General features: G+C 41.8%; 18 protein-coding genes. 12 read left to right on the top strand and 6 right to left on the bottom strand.

The features are described 5' to 3' along the window. Positions 1-37 precede the first annotated feature (37 nt). The 8 genes from K358_RS0104665 (at position 38) to artM (ending at position 8,190) form a co-directional block, all read left to right on the top strand. Positions 38-1,669 (top strand): sodium/sugar symporter, encoded by a 1,632-nt coding sequence (locus K358_RS0104665; RefSeq protein ID WP_027695727.1) that lies wholly within the window; start codon positions 38-40, stop codon positions 1,667-1,669. Positions 1,670-1,789: 120 nt separating this feature from the next. Further along, complete coding sequence (locus K358_RS0104660) at positions 1,790-3,661, top strand: DUF294 nucleotidyltransferase-like domain-containing protein (RefSeq protein WP_027695726.1); 1,872 nt, start codon at positions 1,790-1,792, stop codon at positions 3,659-3,661. A 1-nt stretch (position 3,662) separates the two neighbouring features. Continuing rightward, complete coding sequence (locus K358_RS0104655) at positions 3,663-4,406, top strand: 3'-5' exonuclease (RefSeq protein ID WP_051241186.1); 744 nt, start codon at positions 3,663-3,665, stop codon at positions 4,404-4,406. A gap of 146 nt (positions 4,407-4,552) precedes the next feature. Beyond that, positions 4,553-4,744: a hypothetical protein gene (locus K358_RS0104650; RefSeq protein ID WP_027695724.1), complete on the top strand. Its 192-nt coding sequence runs from the start codon at positions 4,553-4,555 to the stop codon at positions 4,742-4,744. A 337-nt stretch (positions 4,745-5,081) separates the two neighbouring features. Continuing rightward, positions 5,082-5,810: an arginine ABC transporter ATP-binding protein ArtP gene (gene artP / locus K358_RS0104645; protein WP_027695723.1), complete on the top strand. Its 729-nt coding sequence runs from the start codon at positions 5,082-5,084 to the stop codon at positions 5,808-5,810. Between the two features lie 61 nt (positions 5,811-5,871). Beyond that, a complete protein-coding gene (locus K358_RS0104640) occupies positions 5,872-6,606 on the top strand; it encodes an arginine ABC transporter substrate-binding protein (protein WP_027695722.1) in 735 nt (244 codons plus the stop codon). 196 nt (positions 6,607-6,802) lie between these two features. Continuing rightward, the gene (gene artQ, locus K358_RS0104635) at positions 6,803-7,519 is read left to right on the top strand and encodes an arginine ABC transporter permease ArtQ (protein ID WP_027695721.1); all 717 of its coding nucleotides are present in this window, start codon (positions 6,803-6,805) and stop codon (positions 7,517-7,519) included. Next, positions 7,516-8,190 carry an arginine ABC transporter permease ArtM gene (gene artM, locus K358_RS0104630; protein WP_027695720.1) on the top strand — a complete coding sequence of 225 codons (675 nt, stop codon included), beginning with the start codon at positions 7,516-7,518 and terminating at the stop codon, positions 8,188-8,190. The genes artQ and artM overlap by 4 nt, the downstream gene beginning before the upstream one ends. Positions 8,191-8,292: 102 nt before the next feature. On the opposite strand, the gene K358_RS0104625 is transcribed toward artM, so the two are convergent. The 4 genes from K358_RS0104625 to cysP all read right to left on the bottom strand — a co-directional run bounded on the left by K358_RS0104625 (position 8,293) and on the right by cysP (position 12,225). Next, positions 8,293-9,423 (bottom strand): sulfate/molybdate ABC transporter ATP-binding protein, encoded by a 1,131-nt coding sequence (locus K358_RS0104625; RefSeq protein ID WP_027695719.1) that lies wholly within the window; start codon positions 9,421-9,423, stop codon positions 8,293-8,295. Beyond that, complete coding sequence (cysW, locus tag K358_RS0104620; RefSeq protein ID WP_027695718.1) at positions 9,420-10,289, bottom strand: sulfate ABC transporter permease subunit CysW; 870 nt, start codon at positions 10,287-10,289, stop codon at positions 9,420-9,422. The genes K358_RS0104625 and cysW overlap by 4 nt, the downstream gene beginning before the upstream one ends. A gap of 10 nt (positions 10,290-10,299) precedes the next feature. Continuing rightward, positions 10,300-11,151, bottom strand: a complete 852-nt coding sequence (gene cysT, locus K358_RS0104615; protein WP_027695717.1) for a sulfate/thiosulfate ABC transporter permease CysT — start codon at positions 11,149-11,151, stop codon at positions 10,300-10,302. Positions 11,152-11,223: 72 nt separating this feature from the next. Then, complete coding sequence (cysP, locus tag K358_RS0104610) at positions 11,224-12,225, bottom strand: thiosulfate ABC transporter substrate-binding protein CysP (protein ID WP_027695716.1); 1,002 nt, start codon at positions 12,223-12,225, stop codon at positions 11,224-11,226. Positions 12,226-12,434: 209 nt separating this feature from the next. Between cysP and cysM the strand changes: the two genes are divergently transcribed. Continuing rightward, the gene (gene cysM, locus K358_RS0104605; RefSeq protein WP_027695715.1) at positions 12,435-13,325 is read left to right on the top strand and encodes a cysteine synthase CysM; all 891 of its coding nucleotides are present in this window, start codon (positions 12,435-12,437) and stop codon (positions 13,323-13,325) included. A 95-nt stretch (positions 13,326-13,420) separates the two neighbouring features. Here cysM and K358_RS18075 read toward each other — a convergent pair whose 3' ends face one another. Next, positions 13,421-14,293 carry a patatin-like phospholipase family protein gene (locus K358_RS18075; RefSeq protein WP_051241185.1) on the bottom strand — a complete coding sequence of 291 codons (873 nt, stop codon included), beginning with the start codon at positions 14,291-14,293 and terminating at the stop codon, positions 13,421-13,423. 665 nt (positions 14,294-14,958) lie between these two features. Between K358_RS18075 and K358_RS18070 the strand changes: the two genes are divergently transcribed. The 3 genes from K358_RS18070 to K358_RS0104585 are packed head-to-tail and all read left to right on the top strand — an operon-like array spanning position 14,959 to position 17,433. Then, on the top strand, positions 14,959-15,426 hold the full coding sequence (locus tag K358_RS18070; RefSeq protein ID WP_051241184.1) for an ATP-dependent zinc protease family protein: 468 nt from the start codon (positions 14,959-14,961) through the stop codon (positions 15,424-15,426). Beyond that, complete coding sequence (gene rimK, locus K358_RS0104590) at positions 15,423-16,328, top strand: 30S ribosomal protein S6--L-glutamate ligase (protein WP_027695714.1); 906 nt, start codon at positions 15,423-15,425, stop codon at positions 16,326-16,328. The genes K358_RS18070 and rimK overlap by 4 nt, the downstream gene beginning before the upstream one ends. A 52-nt stretch (positions 16,329-16,380) precedes the next feature. Next, positions 16,381-17,433 carry a succinylglutamate desuccinylase/aspartoacylase family protein gene (locus K358_RS0104585; RefSeq protein WP_051241207.1) on the top strand — a complete coding sequence of 351 codons (1,053 nt, stop codon included), beginning with the start codon at positions 16,381-16,383 and terminating at the stop codon, positions 17,431-17,433. A gap of 252 nt (positions 17,434-17,685) precedes the next feature. On the opposite strand, the gene K358_RS0104580 is transcribed toward K358_RS0104585, so the two are convergent. Continuing rightward, positions 17,686-18,240 carry an isochorismatase family protein gene (locus K358_RS0104580; RefSeq protein WP_027695712.1) on the bottom strand — a complete coding sequence of 185 codons (555 nt, stop codon included), beginning with the start codon at positions 18,238-18,240 and terminating at the stop codon, positions 17,686-17,688. Positions 18,241-18,261: the final 21 nt, after the last annotated feature.

Below are 18,261 nucleotides of genomic sequence, written 5' to 3'. Positions count from 1 at the left end.
CAGGGTATATAACAAATTTAACAGTAGGTTAGATACTATGTCTCATGTTGAAAATGGATTAGGTACCATCGACATTATTGTGTTTGCTATTTATGTAGCAATCATTATTGGTGTTGGTCTTTGGGTTTCCAGAGACAAAAAAGGTACTCAAAAAAGTACTGAAGATTATTTCTTGGCGGGTAAATCATTACCTTGGTGGGCAGTTGGTGCGTCACTTATTGCCGCCAACATTTCCGCGGAACAGTTCATCGGTATGTCTGGCTCAGGCTTCTCGATAGGTCTAGCGATTGCCTCATATGAATGGATGGCCGCAATTACGCTTATTATCGTGGGTAAATACTTCTTACCGGTGTTTATTGATAAAGGTATTTACACCATTCCTGAGTTCGTTGAAAAACGCTTCAATAAGAATTTGAAAACCATTCTTGCAGTATTCTGGATTGCCCTTTATGTGTTTGTAAACTTAACCTCTGTGCTTTACTTAGGTGGCCTTGCTCTACAAACCATCCTAGGCATTCCTCTTATGTATTCTGTTATTGGTTTGGCAATCTTTGCTTTGGTTTATTCTATTTACGGCGGCCTTTCTGCTGTGGTTTGGACCGATGTGATTCAAGTATTCTTCCTTGTACTTGGTGGACTGCTGACTACTTACATGGCGGTTGATTTTATTGGTGGTGCAGATGGCTGGTTAAGTGGTTTGTCTAAAATGGCAGAGGCAGCCCCTGAGCACTTCGAAATGATCCTAGATCAAAGCAACCCACAATACATGAACTTACCGGGTATTGCGGTTCTCATCGGTGGTTTGTGGGTCGCCAACTTGTATTACTGGGGGTTCAACCAATACATCATTCAACGTACTCTGGCGGCAAAGTCGATTGCTGAAGCGCAAAAAGGTATCGTGTTTGCAGCGTTCCTGAAATTAATCGTGCCTTTCCTTGTCGTTATTCCGGGTATCGCAGCGTATGTTATCACTTCGTCACCGGAGCTAATGGCGCAATTAGGTGATGTCGCAACAAACAACATTCCATCATTAGCGCACGCGGATAAAGCGTACCCTTGGTTAACTCAGTTCTTACCTGTTGGCTTTAAAGGTATTGTATTTGCAGCCCTTGCCGCAGCGATTGTGTCTTCGTTAGCATCGATGCTGAACTCAACGGCAACCATCTTCACAATGGATATCTATAAAGAATTCATTGCACCGAAAAGTGGTGATCACAAGCTGGTGAACGTCGGCCGTATTACTGCCATCGTAGCGTTAATCATTGCTTGCTTTATCGCTCCATTACTTAGCAATCTTGGTCAGGCTTTCCAATATATTCAAGAGTATACCGGCTTAGTTAGCCCTGGTATTCTAGCGGTATTCTTACTTGGTTTATTCTGGAAGAAAACGACCAGCAAAGGCGCGGTAACTGGTGTTATCCTATCGATTCCATTCGCCCTGTTCTTGAAGTTTATGCCTCTAAACATGCCGTTTATGGATCAGATGCTTTATACCCTGCTATTCACAATGGCGGTTATTGCATTCACAAGCTTAAGTTCTTCTGAAAACGATGATGATCCAAAAGGTATAGCTCTGGACTCATCTATGTTTAAAACAGAGTCTAGCTTTAATATTGCAGCCTATGCGATTGTTATTATCCTTGCGGTACTGTACTCAGTATTCTGGTAATAAAGACAGCCTAGCCTCATCTTCGGATGGGGCTATGGTTAATGAGATAACTTATCATTTCATTAACCATAGCCTTGATTTTATATCCTCATTTAGCCGACAGGGAGAAGGAAACTCACGATGAACAATGGACTTCTTCCCAATATCGTCTCGTTTCTACAAACAATTTACCCATTCAGCCAGCTGCCAAAAACGGTTCTAAACAATATCGCTCAAACTGTAGATATTTTATTTCTTAGCCCTGAGCAACAGTTAAAACAAAATGGTGAAGCAACCTATTTATACATTCTTCGTTCAGGTGTGATTCAGCAAAGCTACCCCGATGACAGCCTACGTTCTATGTTAGGTGAAGAAGATATTTTTGGCTTTAACCTTCATAATAAAGATTCTGAAAACAAAGACTCTGAGAACTATGTCATCACAGCAATCGAAAACACCTTGCTTTACCGTTTTGATTACCCAGCGCTGATCACACAACTACAAGACTACCCTGACATAACCTCGCAACTGGCGCTAAGTTTACAGACTCGCCTACAAGCAATCCAAACTCAACATCATCGCTTACAATCAACACAGCACTGTTACATGCGCCCAAGTATCGATATTGCTAGCGATAAAATTTTGACGGTATCGGCCTCTGAAAGCATTCAAGAAGTAGCGCATCAAATGAGGGATATTGTCGGAGTTTCTTGCGCGTTTATTGTCGATGATAATCAATGCTTAATTGGTATGGTGACAGATAAAGACATGACCAAAAGAGTAGTGGCACAGGCAATCAATGTCCGTGAGCCAATTAGTCATGTGATGACTCAAAACGTCCATACGGTAGATGAAGATGAGCTGGTCATCTCAGCCGTTCACTTAATGATGAAGCATCAAATACAAAACATTCCCGTAGTAAACCATCAAAAACAAGTTACTGGGCTGATCACGCCGCAGCATTTAATTCAGAATAACGGCGTTCAATCGATATTTCTAATTGACCGAATCCACCGAGCTGATTCCATTTCGGCTTTAATCAAGCTCTCAGAAGAACGTAACCTTGCTTTTGAAGGCATTATTGAAAGTAGCTCTACCCCTAATATTGTCGGGCAAGTATTAAGCATGATTTATGATGCCTTTACCTACCGCTTAATTGAGCTTGCCATCGAAAGTTTTGGCCAGCCACCTTGTGCATTTTCTTGGATGGTCGCCGGGTCTCACGCTCGAAATGAAGTACATCTCGGATCTGACCAAGATAACGCCTTAATTCTTGCGGATAATGCCACCGAAGCTGACCGAACCTACTTCCAGCATTTTGCTATGTACGTTTGCAAAGGCTTATCACAAGTCGGCTACACCTTATGTAAAGGTCGCTTCATGGCTGCCACGCCTCAATGGTGTCAAAAGCAATCAATATGGCAAGCCTACTATCGAAAATGGGCTACCAATCCTGAATATGACCTACTGCTCAACCTTAATGTGTTTCTCGAAATTCGTCACATTTATGGTGATGAACCTTTATTTGAATCGGTGGATCAATACCGACATCAACAAGTCTCTAATAATGCGCGTTTAACGTCGGCCTTGGTACGCAATGCATTACGCACTCGACCACCGTTGGGCATATTTAAAAATTTAGTGTTAGAAAAAGATGGCAACGACAATCAGGTGTTAAACATCAAAAAAGCTGCGATTGGATGTATTGTCGACTTGGTAAGAATTTACAGCTTAATGAACGATAGCCCTGAACTAAATACAACAGAGCGGATTGAATGGTTACATGATCACGACATTCTCAATAATTCAACTTATCAAGACTTAATTGAAACCTACCATTACGTAACGGAATTGAGATACCACGGTCAACGAGTTGCGATTCAAAATAAATCGAGTATTGATAGCATCTTACAGCCTGATAAATTCGGTAGCTTCGAACGCCAACACTTAAAAGACGCCTTTCGGATCATCTCTAGCTTCCAAGACTTAATAAAAATGAAGTTTGGAGGCTAGTATGTTTTCGATATTCTCTAGCCGTCATCCTTTGCTGCAATTAGAAAAACAGCGACAAGACTTAGTCCAGACGATAAATTTACAAAACACGAGTGAGTTACCGGTGTATCTCACTAGATTGCTACGCTCTACTTATCCAATCCCTAAGCATGATACGACGGATTTACCGATTACAGTCATCGACTTTGAAACCTCTGGGCTCGATCCCACAACCGATCATATCGTTAGCATGGGTTGGGTTCATATCATCCAAGGCGTGATCAAATTAAGCACCGCGCAACATTGGGTGATTCAAGAACCGATAGAGAAAAAGAATAACAACCTAGAAGAGCCAACCGCCCGCTCGTTACACCACATTCTGCCCGAAGATCAACAGCACGGCATACCGCTTCAGCAAGCAATGCAGTATTTCTTTGAGTCGCTGCCAAGCCCTGTTGTCCTCGCACACGGCGCCACGATTGAAAAACGATTTATCGAACAATTTTGCTTAGACCAAGGCTTACCGCGTTTACCTCTAATTTGGCTTGATACCTTAAAAATTGAACAAAATACCAGTAATAAAAGCGGCTACCAGAAAGACTTTCGCCTATTCGCTTTACGCCAACACTATCAACTGCCGGAGTACCCCGCCCACCACGCATTAATGGATGCTACTGCCACGGCTGAACTCTTTCTCGCTCAGAAACAGCGCCTATTTAATCAAGATATCGCGCCAATTGGCGTGCTGTATCAGAAATCGTTATAACCACTTCCCAATCCAAAACCCAACCTACTTCAAACAATTCAACCCTAGATTCTCTCACTCACAGTAAAATTGATCTAAATCAAGTTTGGCAGGCAAAAGCAGGCGTAAGTTAATAATATGTTAATCACTTCATACGAGGGAAGTATATGAAGCTAAAGCAATGTGAAAAGTGCTACACCGACGTGTGCCTAGATGGAAAATGGTTTCACCACGATCACTTAACCACCAAAGCCTACATGCTAAAAGGTGGATTAAACCACGAAGTTGAGTTGGCCAAAATGCCGACAACAGAAGATGAATTAATCGAACTCATCAATGATTCTACTCGATTGAACTAAAACTTACTCGCCCTGATGTTAGTTAGAAATGCACAACTAAGCCAAGTGGATGATTCCTGCTTGGCTTTTTTGTTTGCTTTGGCTCTTGCAGGTTTCTCTACCACCACATAATTGATAACTCACTCACCAATTTGAAGTTCTGTGCGAGACGACTCATTCATAATAATATACATTAACTTCCCATTAACACATTCAGGCAAGAAATCAGTCGCGTGCTATTGGTTAGATATTAATCAGATAATTGTTCTCATTGAGTGATTTAATATACATTTTTCTTGCATAAAACCACACAATCATTAGTATATTTATCTAGTGACAATAAATGCAGATTGGAAGCATGACTATTCAAATTAACGCTATTGATAAGTTTTACGGCTCAAACCAGGTTTTACACAATGTAAGCTTTGAGTGTGAAGCCGGTGACACCTTAGTTTTACTGGGCCCAAGCGGTGCAGGTAAAAGCTCATTACTACGTGTTTTAAACCTATTAGAAATGCCTGATAGCGGTACGCTTTCTATTGCCAATGAGTCGTTTGATTTTTCTACTCAAATTTCAGAAAAACAAGGCATGGCGCTGCGTAAGAAGGTCGGCATGGTTTTTCAACAATACAATCTATGGCCTCACATGAGCGTTTTAGATAATTTGATTGAAGCCCCTGTCAAAGTTGCCGGTATGAATAAAGCTGAGGCAAAGAAAGAAGCAATCGAGATCTTAACCAAGCTTCAACTCGCCGATAAAGCCGATGCTTGGCCACTGCAGTTATCTGGCGGTCAGCAGCAACGTGTGGCAATTGCTCGCGCATTAATGATGAAACCTGACGTGTTGCTTTTTGATGAGCCGACTGCGGCGCTTGATCCAGAGATCACTTCTCAAGTTGTCGATATTATTAAAGAATTAAGCAAAACTGGCATCACGCAAATTATCGTAACTCATGAAGTCGATTTTGCGAAAAAAGTCGCCAGTCATTTGTTGTATTTAGAAAAAGGCTATGTGGTTGAGCATGGTGATAAGAGCCACTTTACCAACCCACAATCTCAAGCGTTTGCTGAATACTTAAAACATTAATCATGCAAAACCTAACAATAAAAACAGTTAAAAAAATCACAGATATAAATGGAGTTATACAATGAAAAAAATTCTACTTGCTAGCTTAATTGGCCTTGCTTCAACTCACGCGATGGCGCAAGACGAAATCAAATTTGCCACTGAAGCCACCTATGCCCCGTTTGAATACATGGATGACAACAACCAAATTCAAGGCTTTGATATCGACCTTGCTAAAGCATTATGTGCAGAGATTGAAGCTAAATGTACCTTCCAAAACCAAGCCTTTGATAGCTTGATCCCAGCACTTAAATTCAAGCGTTACGATGCAGCTATTTCAGCAATGGATATTACTGAAGCACGTCTAAAACAAGTGAACTTCACCAATGCTTACTACGATAACGCCGCCGCTTTTGTTTCTGTTAAAGGTAAAATCGCAGACCAAGCAGGACTAGAAGGTAAGCGTGTGGGTGTTCAAAATGGTTCCACTCACCAAAGCTACCTAGTCGATCAAATGCCAGGTGTAACGGCTGTTCCTTACGCAAGCTACCAAGATGCGTTTATTGATATGCAAAATGGCCGTATTGATAGCGTATTTGGTGATACCGCAGTAGTCGCAGAATGGTTCAAAAAAGAAGATGACCTAGCCTACGTTGGCGAACCAGTGACCAACAAACAATACTTTGGTAATGGTTTTGGTATTGCGGTAAACAAAGATAATCAAGAGTTGGTAGATCAACTGAATGCGGCACTAGAAAAAGTGAAGCAAAATGGTGAATACAAAGCGATTTTTGATAAATACTTTGCTAGCAAATAAAATACCAACTCCAACAAATAACTGATCATCCTAGCTTGTTAAAAAACTTGCTAACTACGTTATAAAATTTGTATGTAGAACCACTACGAACAGAAACTTTATGCCTTGTTATCAAGCTTTTTCTCTGCGCTAATTTAGACCACTTATTTATTGGAATTAGTATAGGCAATCTTGAAAACTAAAGAATAGTGAATAAGTGATGTTCTCAGGTTACTCTCTAGCGTTAATTGACGCGAGCTGGCTGACAATTCAGCTAGCCTTTACCAGCCTTGCTGTGGGCTTGGTCCTTTCTATGATCTTTGCAGGTGGCGAAATGTCGCGCTTGAAATTGATCTCTTGGCCAACCACGGCTTTGGTGACGGTAATTCGAGGGTTACCTGAGCTGCTTGTTGTCTTGTTCATTTTCTTTGGTTCAGGACAAATCTTATTCTACATTACTGGTGAATATATCGAGATCAGCCCCTTTCTTTCTGGGGTGATTGCGTTATCACTTATCTTTGCCTCCTATGCAGCCCAAACCTTACGTGGTGCGCTTAAAGCCGTACCGAAAGGTCAAGCCGAAGCGGCGACTGCTTTAGGTTTATCTAAGCCTCGTGCTTTTATTCGCATTGTGCTGCCACAAGCAGTGCGCCATGCCCTACCCGGTTTAACTAACCAATGGTTAGTACTATTGAAAGATACCGCCTTGGTTTCTCTGATTGGTGTGACCGATTTACTCAAACAAGCACAATTAACTTCCGCTGCCACTCACCAAAGCTTTACTTGGTATGCAACGGCGGCCGCAGTTTATCTCGTGATTACTCTAATCACTCAACGTGTTATTGCCATTCTCAATAAAAAATATCAATTACAAGATGCCAATATGGTTTCAAGTAAACCTAAGAAGAAACAGCCACTAGGAGCACAATCATGAACGAACAACATGTTTGGCAACTACTTGATGGTCTGCAAACCAGTATCGAATTAACAGCCGTTGCGTTATTGGTCGGTTGTACTTTGTCACTGCTGATGACCATGACATTAATCGTACGTTTGCCTGTCGTTCATTGGTTCAGCCGTGCTTTGATTACCCTATTCACTGGCACACCACTACTAGTGCAAATCTTCCTTATTTACTACGGCCCCGGTCAGTTTGAGTGGATTCGTGATAGCTTTATGTGGAACTGGTTAAGCCAACCTTGGTTCTGCGCGATGTTAGCGTTAGCACTGAACACTGCTGCTTATAGTACTCAACTATTTAAAGGCGCATTTGATGCTATTCCATCAGGGCAATGGCAAGCCTGTCGCGCACTAGGTATGAACACCAAAACCACACTAGGTGTACTACTACCCTATGCGATTCGTCGTGCTATTCCGGCTTATTCCAATGAAGTCATTTTGGTATTTAAAGGCACATCCCTAGCCAGTACTATCACTATTATGGATTTGATGGGCTACGCACAACGCATTAATGCTCAAACCTATGACACCTTGACAGTATTTGGTATTGCTGGTGCATTCTACTTAATCGTCAATGGCATCTTGTCACTAGTATTCCGCAAAGTAGAACAGAAAGTATTGGCGTTTGAGTCGCAGAGTCATTAAAAGATTTCAATAGAAAGAATAAGAAAAGCGAGCTCAAAATAAGCTCGCTTTTTGCTATTTAATCAAAAGTATTTATACCCAAGTAACTCGGTTATAGACTAATTAGATATCAAACATTAAGTTACCCGGTGCAAGGAATGGCCAACGCAATATCGCAGGTTCGCCTTTTGCATCATCAGCAAAAAAGTAGCCGACTTGTGGGGTAGCATAAACTTCATCTCCACGACTAAATGATTGCTCATTCAATGCTTGATGTGTCAATTTCGCTTCCCATAACTCATTTGAGCCCCAACCAACTGGTGATAACTCTACACGAACTTCTGCCCCTACTGGGTTAATCGCAACAACTTTGCATGGCAATGATGCCTGACTATTAGGTTTAGCCGAGATGCTGACTTCATGGCTTCGAATATAAAGCGCACCATCTTTTTGCGTTTTTTCCTCCATAGGGGGAAGGATAAAAGCATTTCCATCTTGCCAATGTTTGTTATTCCATTTGGCTTCAAATTGGTTAACGTTGCCAAAGAAATCAAACACAAAACGGCTGTTTGGATGAGCATAAAGCTCTACCGGTGAATCCACTTGCTCTATTTTACCGTTACTCATTACCACAACACGGTCAGAAAGCTCCAAAGCTTCATCTTGATCGTGAGTAACAAATACACTGGTAAAGCCTAATTCATCATGAAGATTACGCAACCAACGGCGCAAGTCTTTACGCACTTTTGCATCCAATGCGCCAAAAGGCTCGTCAAGTAATAACACTTCAGGTTTGGTCGCTAAAGCTCGTGCCAAAGCGATACGTTGCTTCTGCCCACCCGAAAGTTGTTCAGGATAGCGACCGGCTAAGTGGCCAAGTTGCACAATGTCTAATAATTGCTTAACTCGTTTACTGATTTCAGCAGCGTTAGGTCGAACAGAACGCTCCATGACTTGCAAACCGAAAGCAACATTATCAGCCACTGTCATATGACGAAATAGCGCATAGTTTTGGAACACGAATCCTACGCGGCGATCACGCACATGAACGTTGGTAACATCTTTATCACCAAAATGAATCGAACCTGTGTTGGCATTTTCTAATCCAGCAATAATACGCAGTAACGTGGTTTTACCCGAACCTGAAGGCCCCAGCAGCCCTATCATTTCACCATTTTCAATATCTAACGAGAGCGGTGAAAGTGCCTCAAATTTACCAAATTGCTTGGAAATATTATTTAAACGAATACTCATAATTCACCTTGTTGCTGCTGTTGAGACTGCTGACTATTGATATGGTTACGTTCTTGTCGCCACTCAACGATGGCTTTAAAAATCAGAGTTAATAATGCGATAAATGCTAATAACGATGCACTGGCAAAAGCCGCTTCTGATTGGTAATCCTCATACAGCAATTGAACATGTAATGGTAAGGTGTTGGTTTCACCACGGATATTGCCCGATACCACGGCTACCGCGCCAAATTCACCAACCGCACGTGCATTGGTCAAAATCACACCGTAAATCAAGGCCCATTTGATATTAGGTAGTGTTACGCGACGGAATAATTGCCACCAAGAAGCCCCTAAAATCACGGCTGCTTCTTCATCTGACTGGCCTTGTTGCTGCATCAATGGAATCAACTCTCGCGCCACAAATGGGCAAGTAACAAATACTGTTACCAATAAGATTCCCGGCCAAGCAAACATAATTTGTAAATCATGCTCATATAACCACTCACCCAGCCAACCACTGCTTCCGTATAGCAACAAATATAAAAGACCTGCGACAACTGGCGATACCGCAAACGGTATATCAATTAAGGTGATTAAAAACTTACGACCAATAAAATCAAATCGAGTCACCGACCAAGCCAACATTACACCGAACACCAAATTAATTGGCACAGTCAGTAATGCCACAATCAAAGTTAAGCCAATAGCATGAAGCGTATCAGGCTCACTCAAGTTATTAAAATAGGTAGAAATTCCACTTGCAAAAGCTTGTTGAAAAATACTTATCAGTGGAATAACCAAAAGAATGACAACGAAAAAAAGCGCAAGAGAAATTAAACTCCATTTAACTAAAGGCTTCTCACCAATACGTGAAGATTTGGACATCATATCCCCCTTACTTACCGTGAATACGGCGTAAATAAGCGCCTTGCCATAGGTTTATCAGCAATAACAATGACAATGAAGTGAGAAGTACAACCGAAGCAATCGCACTGGCCGCTGGAAAGTCAAACTCCTGCAAGCGAACAAATATCATTAATGATGTGATTTCACTAACATATGGCATATTGCCGGCAATAAAGATCACCGCCCCAAATTCACCTAAGCTACGTGTAAATGACAAAGCAACGCCAACAATCAGGGCTGGACGAATGGAAGGCATAATAACTTTCCAGAATACGGCCCAGTCAGAAGCACCAAGTGTCACTCCTGCTTCTTCTTCCTCTTGAGAGATTTCTTCTAAGACGGGCTGAACCGTACGCACAACAAACGGAATACTCGTAAAAGCCATCGCGACGATAATACCTAAAGGGGTATACGCGACTTTAATACCGACGTCTTCTAAAAGGCTGCCAATCCACCCATTGCTGGAGTACAAGGTCGCTAAAGTTATCCCCGCTACTGCGGTTGGTAGTGCAAAGGGTAAATCGACTAAAGCATCTAAAATACGCTTTCCAGGAAACTGATAGCGAACTAAAACCCAGGCGAGTAATAAACCTAAGGCACCATTAAACAACGAAGCAACAAATGCGGCTCCAACCGTGACTTTATAACTGGCTACCACGCGAGGATCGGCAATAACATACCAGTATTCACTGAGTGACATGCCTTTTGTTTGCATCACCAATCCAGTTGCAGGGAGTAAAAGAATCAAACTCACAAAGAGAAGTGATATGCCCAAACTAATGGCAAAACCGGGTAGTACTCGTTGCTGTTTTGGGCGAGAAAGTGCGTGAGATCCGCTCATAAACCCTCAAAATAATCTATCAAAATGAATGGCTACCCCAGCGAGAGGTAACCATATACTAAGAAATGCAGATTAACGACGTTGCAATTGATCGAGTTTTGCACCATTTCCAAACTGTGTTTTCATTGCATTTTCCCAACCACCTGCAATATCTTCTACCGTAAGTAGTTCAACTTCAGGGAATCGGTCAGCAAATTCAGCTTTGACTTTCTCATCATGAACACGGTAGTTAAAGCCAGCAAGCATACGCTGTGCTTCTTCACTGTATAAGTAAGAAAGGTACTCAGTCGCGACTTCTGTTGTGCCATTACGTTTTGCATTTCGCTCAACAACGGCAACAGGGAATTCCGCTAGAATCGATGTTTTTGGTACCACGACTTCGTAATTGTCTTCACCATATTGTTTACGAATATTGTTCACTTCTGATTCAAACGTGATAAGTACATCACCGATTTGACGCTCAACAAATGATGTTGTTGCCCCGCGGCCACCAGTATCAAATACCGCAACGTTAGCTAGCATTTTCTTTAGAAATTCATCTTGCTTAGTTTCATTTTCTTTACCAAATGATTTCTGTGCATAACCAAGTGCTGCTAAATAAGTATAACGAGCATTACCTGAAGTCTTAGGGTTCGGAAATACAGAAGACACACCTTCACGCGCTAAATCGCCCCAGTCTTGAATATTTTTAGGGTTACCTTTGCGAACTAAAAATGCAGTGGTTGAATAATATGGAGAGCTAGCGTTAGGCAATTTACTTTGCCAGTCGGCAGGAATCAATTTCCCTTTATCATGTAATACCTGAACATCGGTAACCTGATTAAAGGTCACAACATCGGCCGATAAACCTTGCAGAATAGAACGTGCTTGAGCAGAAGAACCACCATGTGATTGTTTGATCTCAATGGTATTCCCTGTTTTTTCTTGCCAATGTTTAGCAAAAATTGGGTTATAGGTTGCAAACAATTCACGAGCGATATCGTAAGAAGAGTTCAAAATAGTTTGGTCTTGTGCTGACGCATTAAACGAGCTTGCGATTAACAGGGCAGCAAATACTGACTTTATCTTTTTCATTATATTCATACTCCTAATTCACTTTCCAAGGTGACATCCTTTGTGACTAGAGTATGTTTATACATTATTAATAACAAAGATTATAAATAGAACTTTTTGGAATATTATCAAACCATAAATTGTTTACCTTATTTCTATTTACCATTGTATTAATAGCGATGGTAGATACACAATAGCAACTGGCAATATATCAGCATAGAGGAATACCAGTGTCTGAATTTCTAACGATTGAATCTTATGTCGGTAACACACCTTTAGTCAGGCTGCAGCGGCTTGTAGTAGGTAATCAAAGTACTGTGCTCGTTAAACTTGAAGGCAATAACCCTGCTGGTTCAGTTAAAGATCGCCCTGCGCTTAATATGATTACCCAAGCTGAAAAACGCGGAACAATTACACCTGGTGATACCATTATCGAGGCGACTAGTGGTAACACAGGTATCGCATTAGCCATGGCGGCAGCGATTAAAGGCTACAAGATGATCTTAATCATGCCTGATAACTCGACTCAAGAACGCAAAGACTCAATGAAAGCCTATGGTGCAGAACTTATCTTGGTCACTAAAGAGCAAGGAATGGAAGGCGCTCGAGATTTAGCACTTCAAATGCAAAATGAAGGCAAAGGTATTGTACTCGATCAGTTCAATAATACAGATAATCCCGATGCCCACTTTGGTTCAACGGGGCCAGAAATCTGGCAACAAAGCCATGGGAAAATCACTCACTTTGTTTCTAGCATGGGAACAACAGGTACCATTGTTGGCGTTTCTCGCTATCTTAAATCGCAAAATCCAGACGTTTGTATTGTTGGATTACAGCCTTCGGAAGGGAGTGCCATTCCGGGTATTCGTCGCTGGCCTATTGAATATTTACCGGGTATTTATGACGATTCAACGATCGATATAGTTATCGACATTGACCAAAAATCCGCAGAAACAACAGCGCGAGCCTTAGCTCAAAAAGAAGGGATTAGTGCCGGGGTTAGCTCTGGCGGTGCCGTGTATGCGGCAATTGAAATCGCTAAAAATAACCCGGGTTCAGTAGTAGTTGCCATCGTCTGTGATAGAGGGGATCGCTACCTGTCTTCAGGGTTATTTTCTTAATCACGAAATTCTAAGTATTCATTTCTAATACTTTAACTGATCGCACTTAGATTATAGATCTAAGTGCCTCGCTCAGAATGAAGAAATGAGTACACTCATAACAAAGTGAGTACTGGCCGCTTTCTTTCATTCACTCTCACTGAACGATGCGCTAAATGTCGCAACCCAGATTCTAATCCCATTTTATAACCGCTTTCTAAGATCGGCTTTTTCATTGTTAGGCGTTTCACTGCAAAGTTTTCTGGTGGCGCAATCACCCTGATAACCGCATCTTCTGGAAAGTTATGAATAAAATCGAGCGTTTTATTGTAGTTTCTTGCCCGCAGTAGCATCGAGCGAACAATATGAGGATGGCGTGCGAATAACTTCTTAGTCAACCAAGTCACTTTAGGCTGTTGCATTTGATAACTAAGCGGATGGGATAAGATCACGGTGATATCCCGCGCACCACGACGATATGCTTCAATTACGGGAATCGAATCCGCCACGCCGCCATCGGTATAACATTCACCGAAAAAACATGGCGTTTGTTTATAGGCTATTGGGAGTGCTGCTGTCGCTTCTAGAGCTTTCGCTTGATTATTTTCAGTAACTTGATAATAACTGGCGCGCCCAGTCTCAACATTGGTTGCAACGGCATAAAAAGGAATTCGATTAAACGTTTTTTGACTATCTACTGGAAATTGTCGATTAGACTCTTCAACCAACCATTTTACATCCACGAGATTGCCTCCCTTTACAAAGCGAAGAGGATTATAAAATTTTCGGCTAGTCGCAAGCTCCGTAATAACACGATAGCTACGCTCTGGTTGCTCGGCCAAATAACCAACCAAATTTGATGCCCCCGCTGAAACACCGATAACAAAATCAAAAGGGCTATAGTCGTGCTCTAAAAAGCTATCAAGCACCCCACTGGCAAAAACGCCTCTCATTGCGCCGCCTTCAACCACCAATGCTTTTTTCATCATGACATCCTCATAAAATCATCCAGAGGAGCTGTCCTCCTATCTGCGCAAAATTTTACGTCAATGCTAATAATGTAACAGTGAGTTTTACAGATTCTATTAATAGGTAAAAACGATAAGAATAATAAATAGAATTTTGTGTATTTTCACCATAGGTGGATAAACGTTTTTCATCAGAGCTTGAACTCCACTCCAGTAATCGCACCAAAACCCATCACCTTAGTTTCAAAATTGTGCAAAAGAGTTTAGCCATAGATACTCCATACCACTGAAAAACAAAAAAACCACTTTAAAACAATTAGTTATAAACATGGCACGCATTCTACTTAATAATAAATGAATACATGGCAGTATTCGTGAGGCCAATCTAGTCCCTTGATTGGTTCATGTTATTTTCCTTTGAGGTACCTTTCCCACCCTATGTGGGAAAGGTTTTTTTTGTTGGTCAACTAATCATTCCTATCAACAGTATTTTTTATCGTAAAAACAAAAACTTTTCACAAGACTCACAAAAAAAATATTGATAAATTCGCGCCCAACATCACCCTTCACATTAATCATTTGTTATAGTCTATAGACACAATTTTTATATGCTTATTAAATAGCATTGGTTTTCAGGCGCTCTTTCTCATGAGTGCATTTATTTATCCAACCTTAGCGATATACATATGACTAAAAAAATCATTGTAGGATGGCGGGAAATGTTGGCTTTACCAGAGCTTGGCATTGAACAAATCAAAGCAAAAATTGATACTGGTGCGCGCAGTTCTTGCCTGCATACTTTTAAGATTGAACCTTTTGAACAAGATGGTGAGCTTTGGGTTCGCTTTTGGATTCATCCTCAACAGAAAAACGATGAATTCGTTAAAGAGTGCGTGGCTAAAGTGATCGACCAACGAACGGTGAAAGACTCCGGCGGCCATGAAGAAAAACGCTATGTTATCGAAACCATGCTAGCTTTTAGTGGTGAGCAGTGGCCAATTGAGGTCACGCTAACCAATAGAGAAAATATGTTATTTAGAATGTTGCTAGGCCGCACGGCAATGCACCATCGTATTATTGTCGACCCTACGGCATCATTTTTAATTGCTTCACCTACCACTCATTCAACAGATTCTAAGGATCACGATTTATGAAAATCGGAATTTTATCTCGCAACCGCTCTTTGTACTCAACTAAGCGCTTAATTGAAGCTTGTCAGAGCCGTGGCCATGAAGTCAAAGTGATCGACGCGTTACGCTGCTATATGAACATTAACTCAGAGCAACCAGAGATCCACTTTAAAGGTGAAGAGCTGAAAGACTTCGATGCTATCGTGCCGCGTATTGGTGCCTCGGTCACTTTTTATGGCACAGCAGTATTGCGTCAGTTTGAAATGATGGGTGTCTACCCTGTTAACGAATCGGTAGCGATTACCCGTTCTCGCGACAAATTACGTTCTATGCAATTGCTATCGCGCAAAGGCATTGGTATGCCAATTACAGGTTTTGCGAGTAAGCCCGATGACATTAAAGACCTACTTGAAATGGTAGGCGGGGCTCCAGTTGTGATCAAGTTGCTGGAAGGTACTCAAGGTATTGGTGTGGTTCTAGCGGAAACTCGTAAAGCGGCCGAAAGTGTTGTCGAAGCCTTTATGGGACTAAAAGCCAACATCATGGTGCAGGAATATATTAAAGAAGCTGGTGGCGCAGATATTCGTTGTTTTGTTATTGGCGATAAAGTTATTGCGGCCATGAAACGACAAGCAGGCGAAGGCGAATTCCGCTCTAACTTGCACCGTGGCGGCACGGCTTCTCTAGTTCGCATTACGCCAGAAGAGCGCAAAACAGCGGTCGCAGCAGCGAAAATCATGGGATTAAACGTGGCTGGTGTTGACCTGCTTCGCTCTTCTCGTGGGCCTTTAGTGATGGAAGTGAACTCATCCCCAGGCCTTGAAGGAATTGAAGCGGCAACAGGCAAAGATGTCGCGGGTATGATCGTTGAATTTATTGAAAAAAATGCGTCAGCAAAAGGAGTGAAAACTCGTGGGCGTGGTTAATTCAGGACGTGGTGAAAAAAAAAGAGTGAGAAAAAACTCACCTTTTAAATTCATGGATCACACCGTGCGAGCCGGTGAAAGAAAGGTTTTAGAAATAGAAGCAGCAAAGCTTTACACCCACTCACCGTTGTCGATTCCGGTTGAGATCATTCATGGTAAGCAAGCTGGTCCAGTATTAATGGTCAACGCAGCCATTCATGGTGATGAGCTAAACGGTGTAGAAATTGTTCGCCAACTCATTGAAAAAGTGGATGCGAGTAAGCTTAAAGGTACGCTAATTGCGGTACCTATCGTTAACGTCTTTGGTTTTATTCATAAATCTCGCTATTTACCCGATCGCCGCGATCTTAATCGTTGCTTTCCGGGTACAGAAAAAGGTTCTTTGGCATCGCGTATTGCCCATACTTTTTTCACAGAGGTCGCCGAAAAAGCCAACTACATTATTGACTTACACACTGGTGCGATACATAGAACGAACTTGCCGCAAATTCGTGCTTGTTTAGATAATGAAGATACGCTTCGAATGGCAAAAGCGTTTGGTACTCCAGTGATTATCGACTCTGCAATACGCGATGGTTCACTTCGTTCTGAAGCAGAAAAACGCGGTATTCCAGTACTGACCTATGAAGCAGGTGAAGCACTACGCTTTGAACCCATTGCAATAAACGCTGGGGTTCTTGGGGTATTACGTGTTATGCAAGAACTTGGCATGCATCGCCCAAGCCGTAAGAAGGTGCCAGAGTCTGTCACTGCTAAATCCACCAGCTGGATCCGTGCAGATAGTGATGGCATTTTACGCACCATGGTAACCTTGGGTGATCGAGTGAATAAAGGCCAAGTATTGGCTTACATTAGCTCACCTCTTGGGCATGAAGAGATCACCATGCTAGCGCCAAAAGATGGCATTGTAATTGGTCAACAAACACTGCCATTGGTGAATGAAGGCGATGCGGTCTTTCATTTAGCTTACTTTACCGAAGATAACGATACGGTAGGAGATACGGTGGAAACCTATATTGGCCAAGTGATTGAGCATGTTGAAGCCAAAGATGAGCACATCACAACAGGCTTGATTGCGGTACCCGGCAAGTCTGATAACGTCTAGTTATTGCTAGCACATCTAAAACAAAAGGGCCGAATAATCCACTATTCGGCCTCTTTTTGTTTTTCTTATACCAATCAAATTAATTAGATGTTCAGAAATTGCGAAGGAAAAAGCCTTGAGAACAAGGCATAAATTTTCGATAAGTAGTTATTCTACAATTAACTTCTTTATAAACGAAAAGTATAACGCAGTTATCGAGGCTTTTCACAAGCAAGAATGATCAGATAATTAGTGCGATTGGTATTAATCTTATTATGCGTTCAGTAAATCAAGCACATCTTGTGTTGAGCCTGTTTCCGCTAAACGAGGGAAGATTAAATTCACGCTGTTATTGTGCGTATCTAGGTTTAAATCTGTCATGGCGTCAGTGGCTAGCGTTACGTTATAACCTAGTTCCCATGCTTGGCGAGCGGTTGATTCCACACCGATGCTGGTTGCAACACCAACGACAACCACTTGAGTCACCGCGTTCGCTTTCAAATATTCATCTAAATCCGTGTTGGTGAATGCGCCCCACGTTTTCTTGGTTACTAAGTGATCACTGGGCTTAACATTTAAACGTGCATCAAGATCTGCCCAATCAGCAGGAAGCTCACCATGTGAAGCCGCTTGCTCGTTACGACCTGGTGCGCCACCCGCAACATTGACTAAAACAACTGGCAGCTGATTATCACGAAACGCATTAATTAACTGACAAGATTTTTCTACAACAGGATCGGTGTCATGGCAAGTTGGCAGCGCTAAAATGCCCTTTTGTAAATCAATAACAATCAATGCTGTTTTAGGATCAAGCACAGTAATAGACATAAACACTCCAAGAAGTAAGCT

The sequence above is a fragment of the Vibrio litoralis DSM 17657 genome, from assembly GCF_000426765.1.
Classification (GTDB): Bacteria; Pseudomonadota; Gammaproteobacteria; order Enterobacterales; family Vibrionaceae; genus Vibrio; species Vibrio litoralis.
This window is presented reverse-complemented; position numbering and strand designations above follow the sequence as displayed.

Excerpts from the sequence above, each read along its gene's own strand:
- K358_RS0104665 (WP_027695727.1), top strand. The coding sequence starts at position 38 with ATGTCTCATGTTGAAAATGGATTAGGTACCATCGACATTATTGTGTTT.
- K358_RS0104660 (WP_027695726.1), top strand. The coding sequence starts at position 1,790 with ATGAACAATGGACTTCTTCCCAATATCGTCTCGTTTCTACAAACAATT.
- K358_RS0104655 (WP_051241186.1), top strand. The coding sequence starts at position 3,663 with ATGTTTTCGATATTCTCTAGCCGTCATCCTTTGCTGCAATTAGAAAAA.
- K358_RS0104650 (WP_027695724.1), top strand. The coding sequence starts at position 4,553 with ATGAAGCTAAAGCAATGTGAAAAGTGCTACACCGACGTGTGCCTAGAT.
- artP (WP_027695723.1), top strand. The coding sequence starts at position 5,082 with ATGACTATTCAAATTAACGCTATTGATAAGTTTTACGGCTCAAACCAG.
- K358_RS0104640 (WP_027695722.1), top strand. The coding sequence starts at position 5,872 with ATGAAAAAAATTCTACTTGCTAGCTTAATTGGCCTTGCTTCAACTCAC.
- artM (WP_027695720.1), top strand. The coding sequence starts at position 7,516 with ATGAACGAACAACATGTTTGGCAACTACTTGATGGTCTGCAAACCAGT.
- K358_RS0104625 (WP_027695719.1), bottom strand. The coding sequence starts at position 9,423 with ATGAGTATTCGTTTAAATAATATTTCCAAGCAATTTGGTAAATTTGAG.
- cysW (WP_027695718.1), bottom strand. The coding sequence starts at position 10,289 with ATGTCCAAATCTTCACGTATTGGTGAGAAGCCTTTAGTTAAATGGAGT.
- cysT (WP_027695717.1), bottom strand. The coding sequence starts at position 11,151 with ATGAGCGGATCTCACGCACTTTCTCGCCCAAAACAGCAACGAGTACTA.
- cysP (WP_027695716.1), bottom strand. The coding sequence starts at position 12,225 with ATGAAAAAGATAAAGTCAGTATTTGCTGCCCTGTTAATCGCAAGCTCG.
- K358_RS18075 (WP_051241185.1), bottom strand. The coding sequence starts at position 14,293 with ATGATGAAAAAAGCATTGGTGGTTGAAGGCGGCGCAATGAGAGGCGTT.
- K358_RS18070 (WP_051241184.1), top strand. The coding sequence starts at position 14,959 with ATGACTAAAAAAATCATTGTAGGATGGCGGGAAATGTTGGCTTTACCA.
- rimK (WP_027695714.1), top strand. The coding sequence starts at position 15,423 with ATGAAAATCGGAATTTTATCTCGCAACCGCTCTTTGTACTCAACTAAG.
- K358_RS0104585 (WP_051241207.1), top strand. The coding sequence starts at position 16,381 with ATGGATCACACCGTGCGAGCCGGTGAAAGAAAGGTTTTAGAAATAGAA.
- K358_RS0104580 (WP_027695712.1), bottom strand. The coding sequence starts at position 18,240 with ATGTCTATTACTGTGCTTGATCCTAAAACAGCATTGATTGTTATTGAT.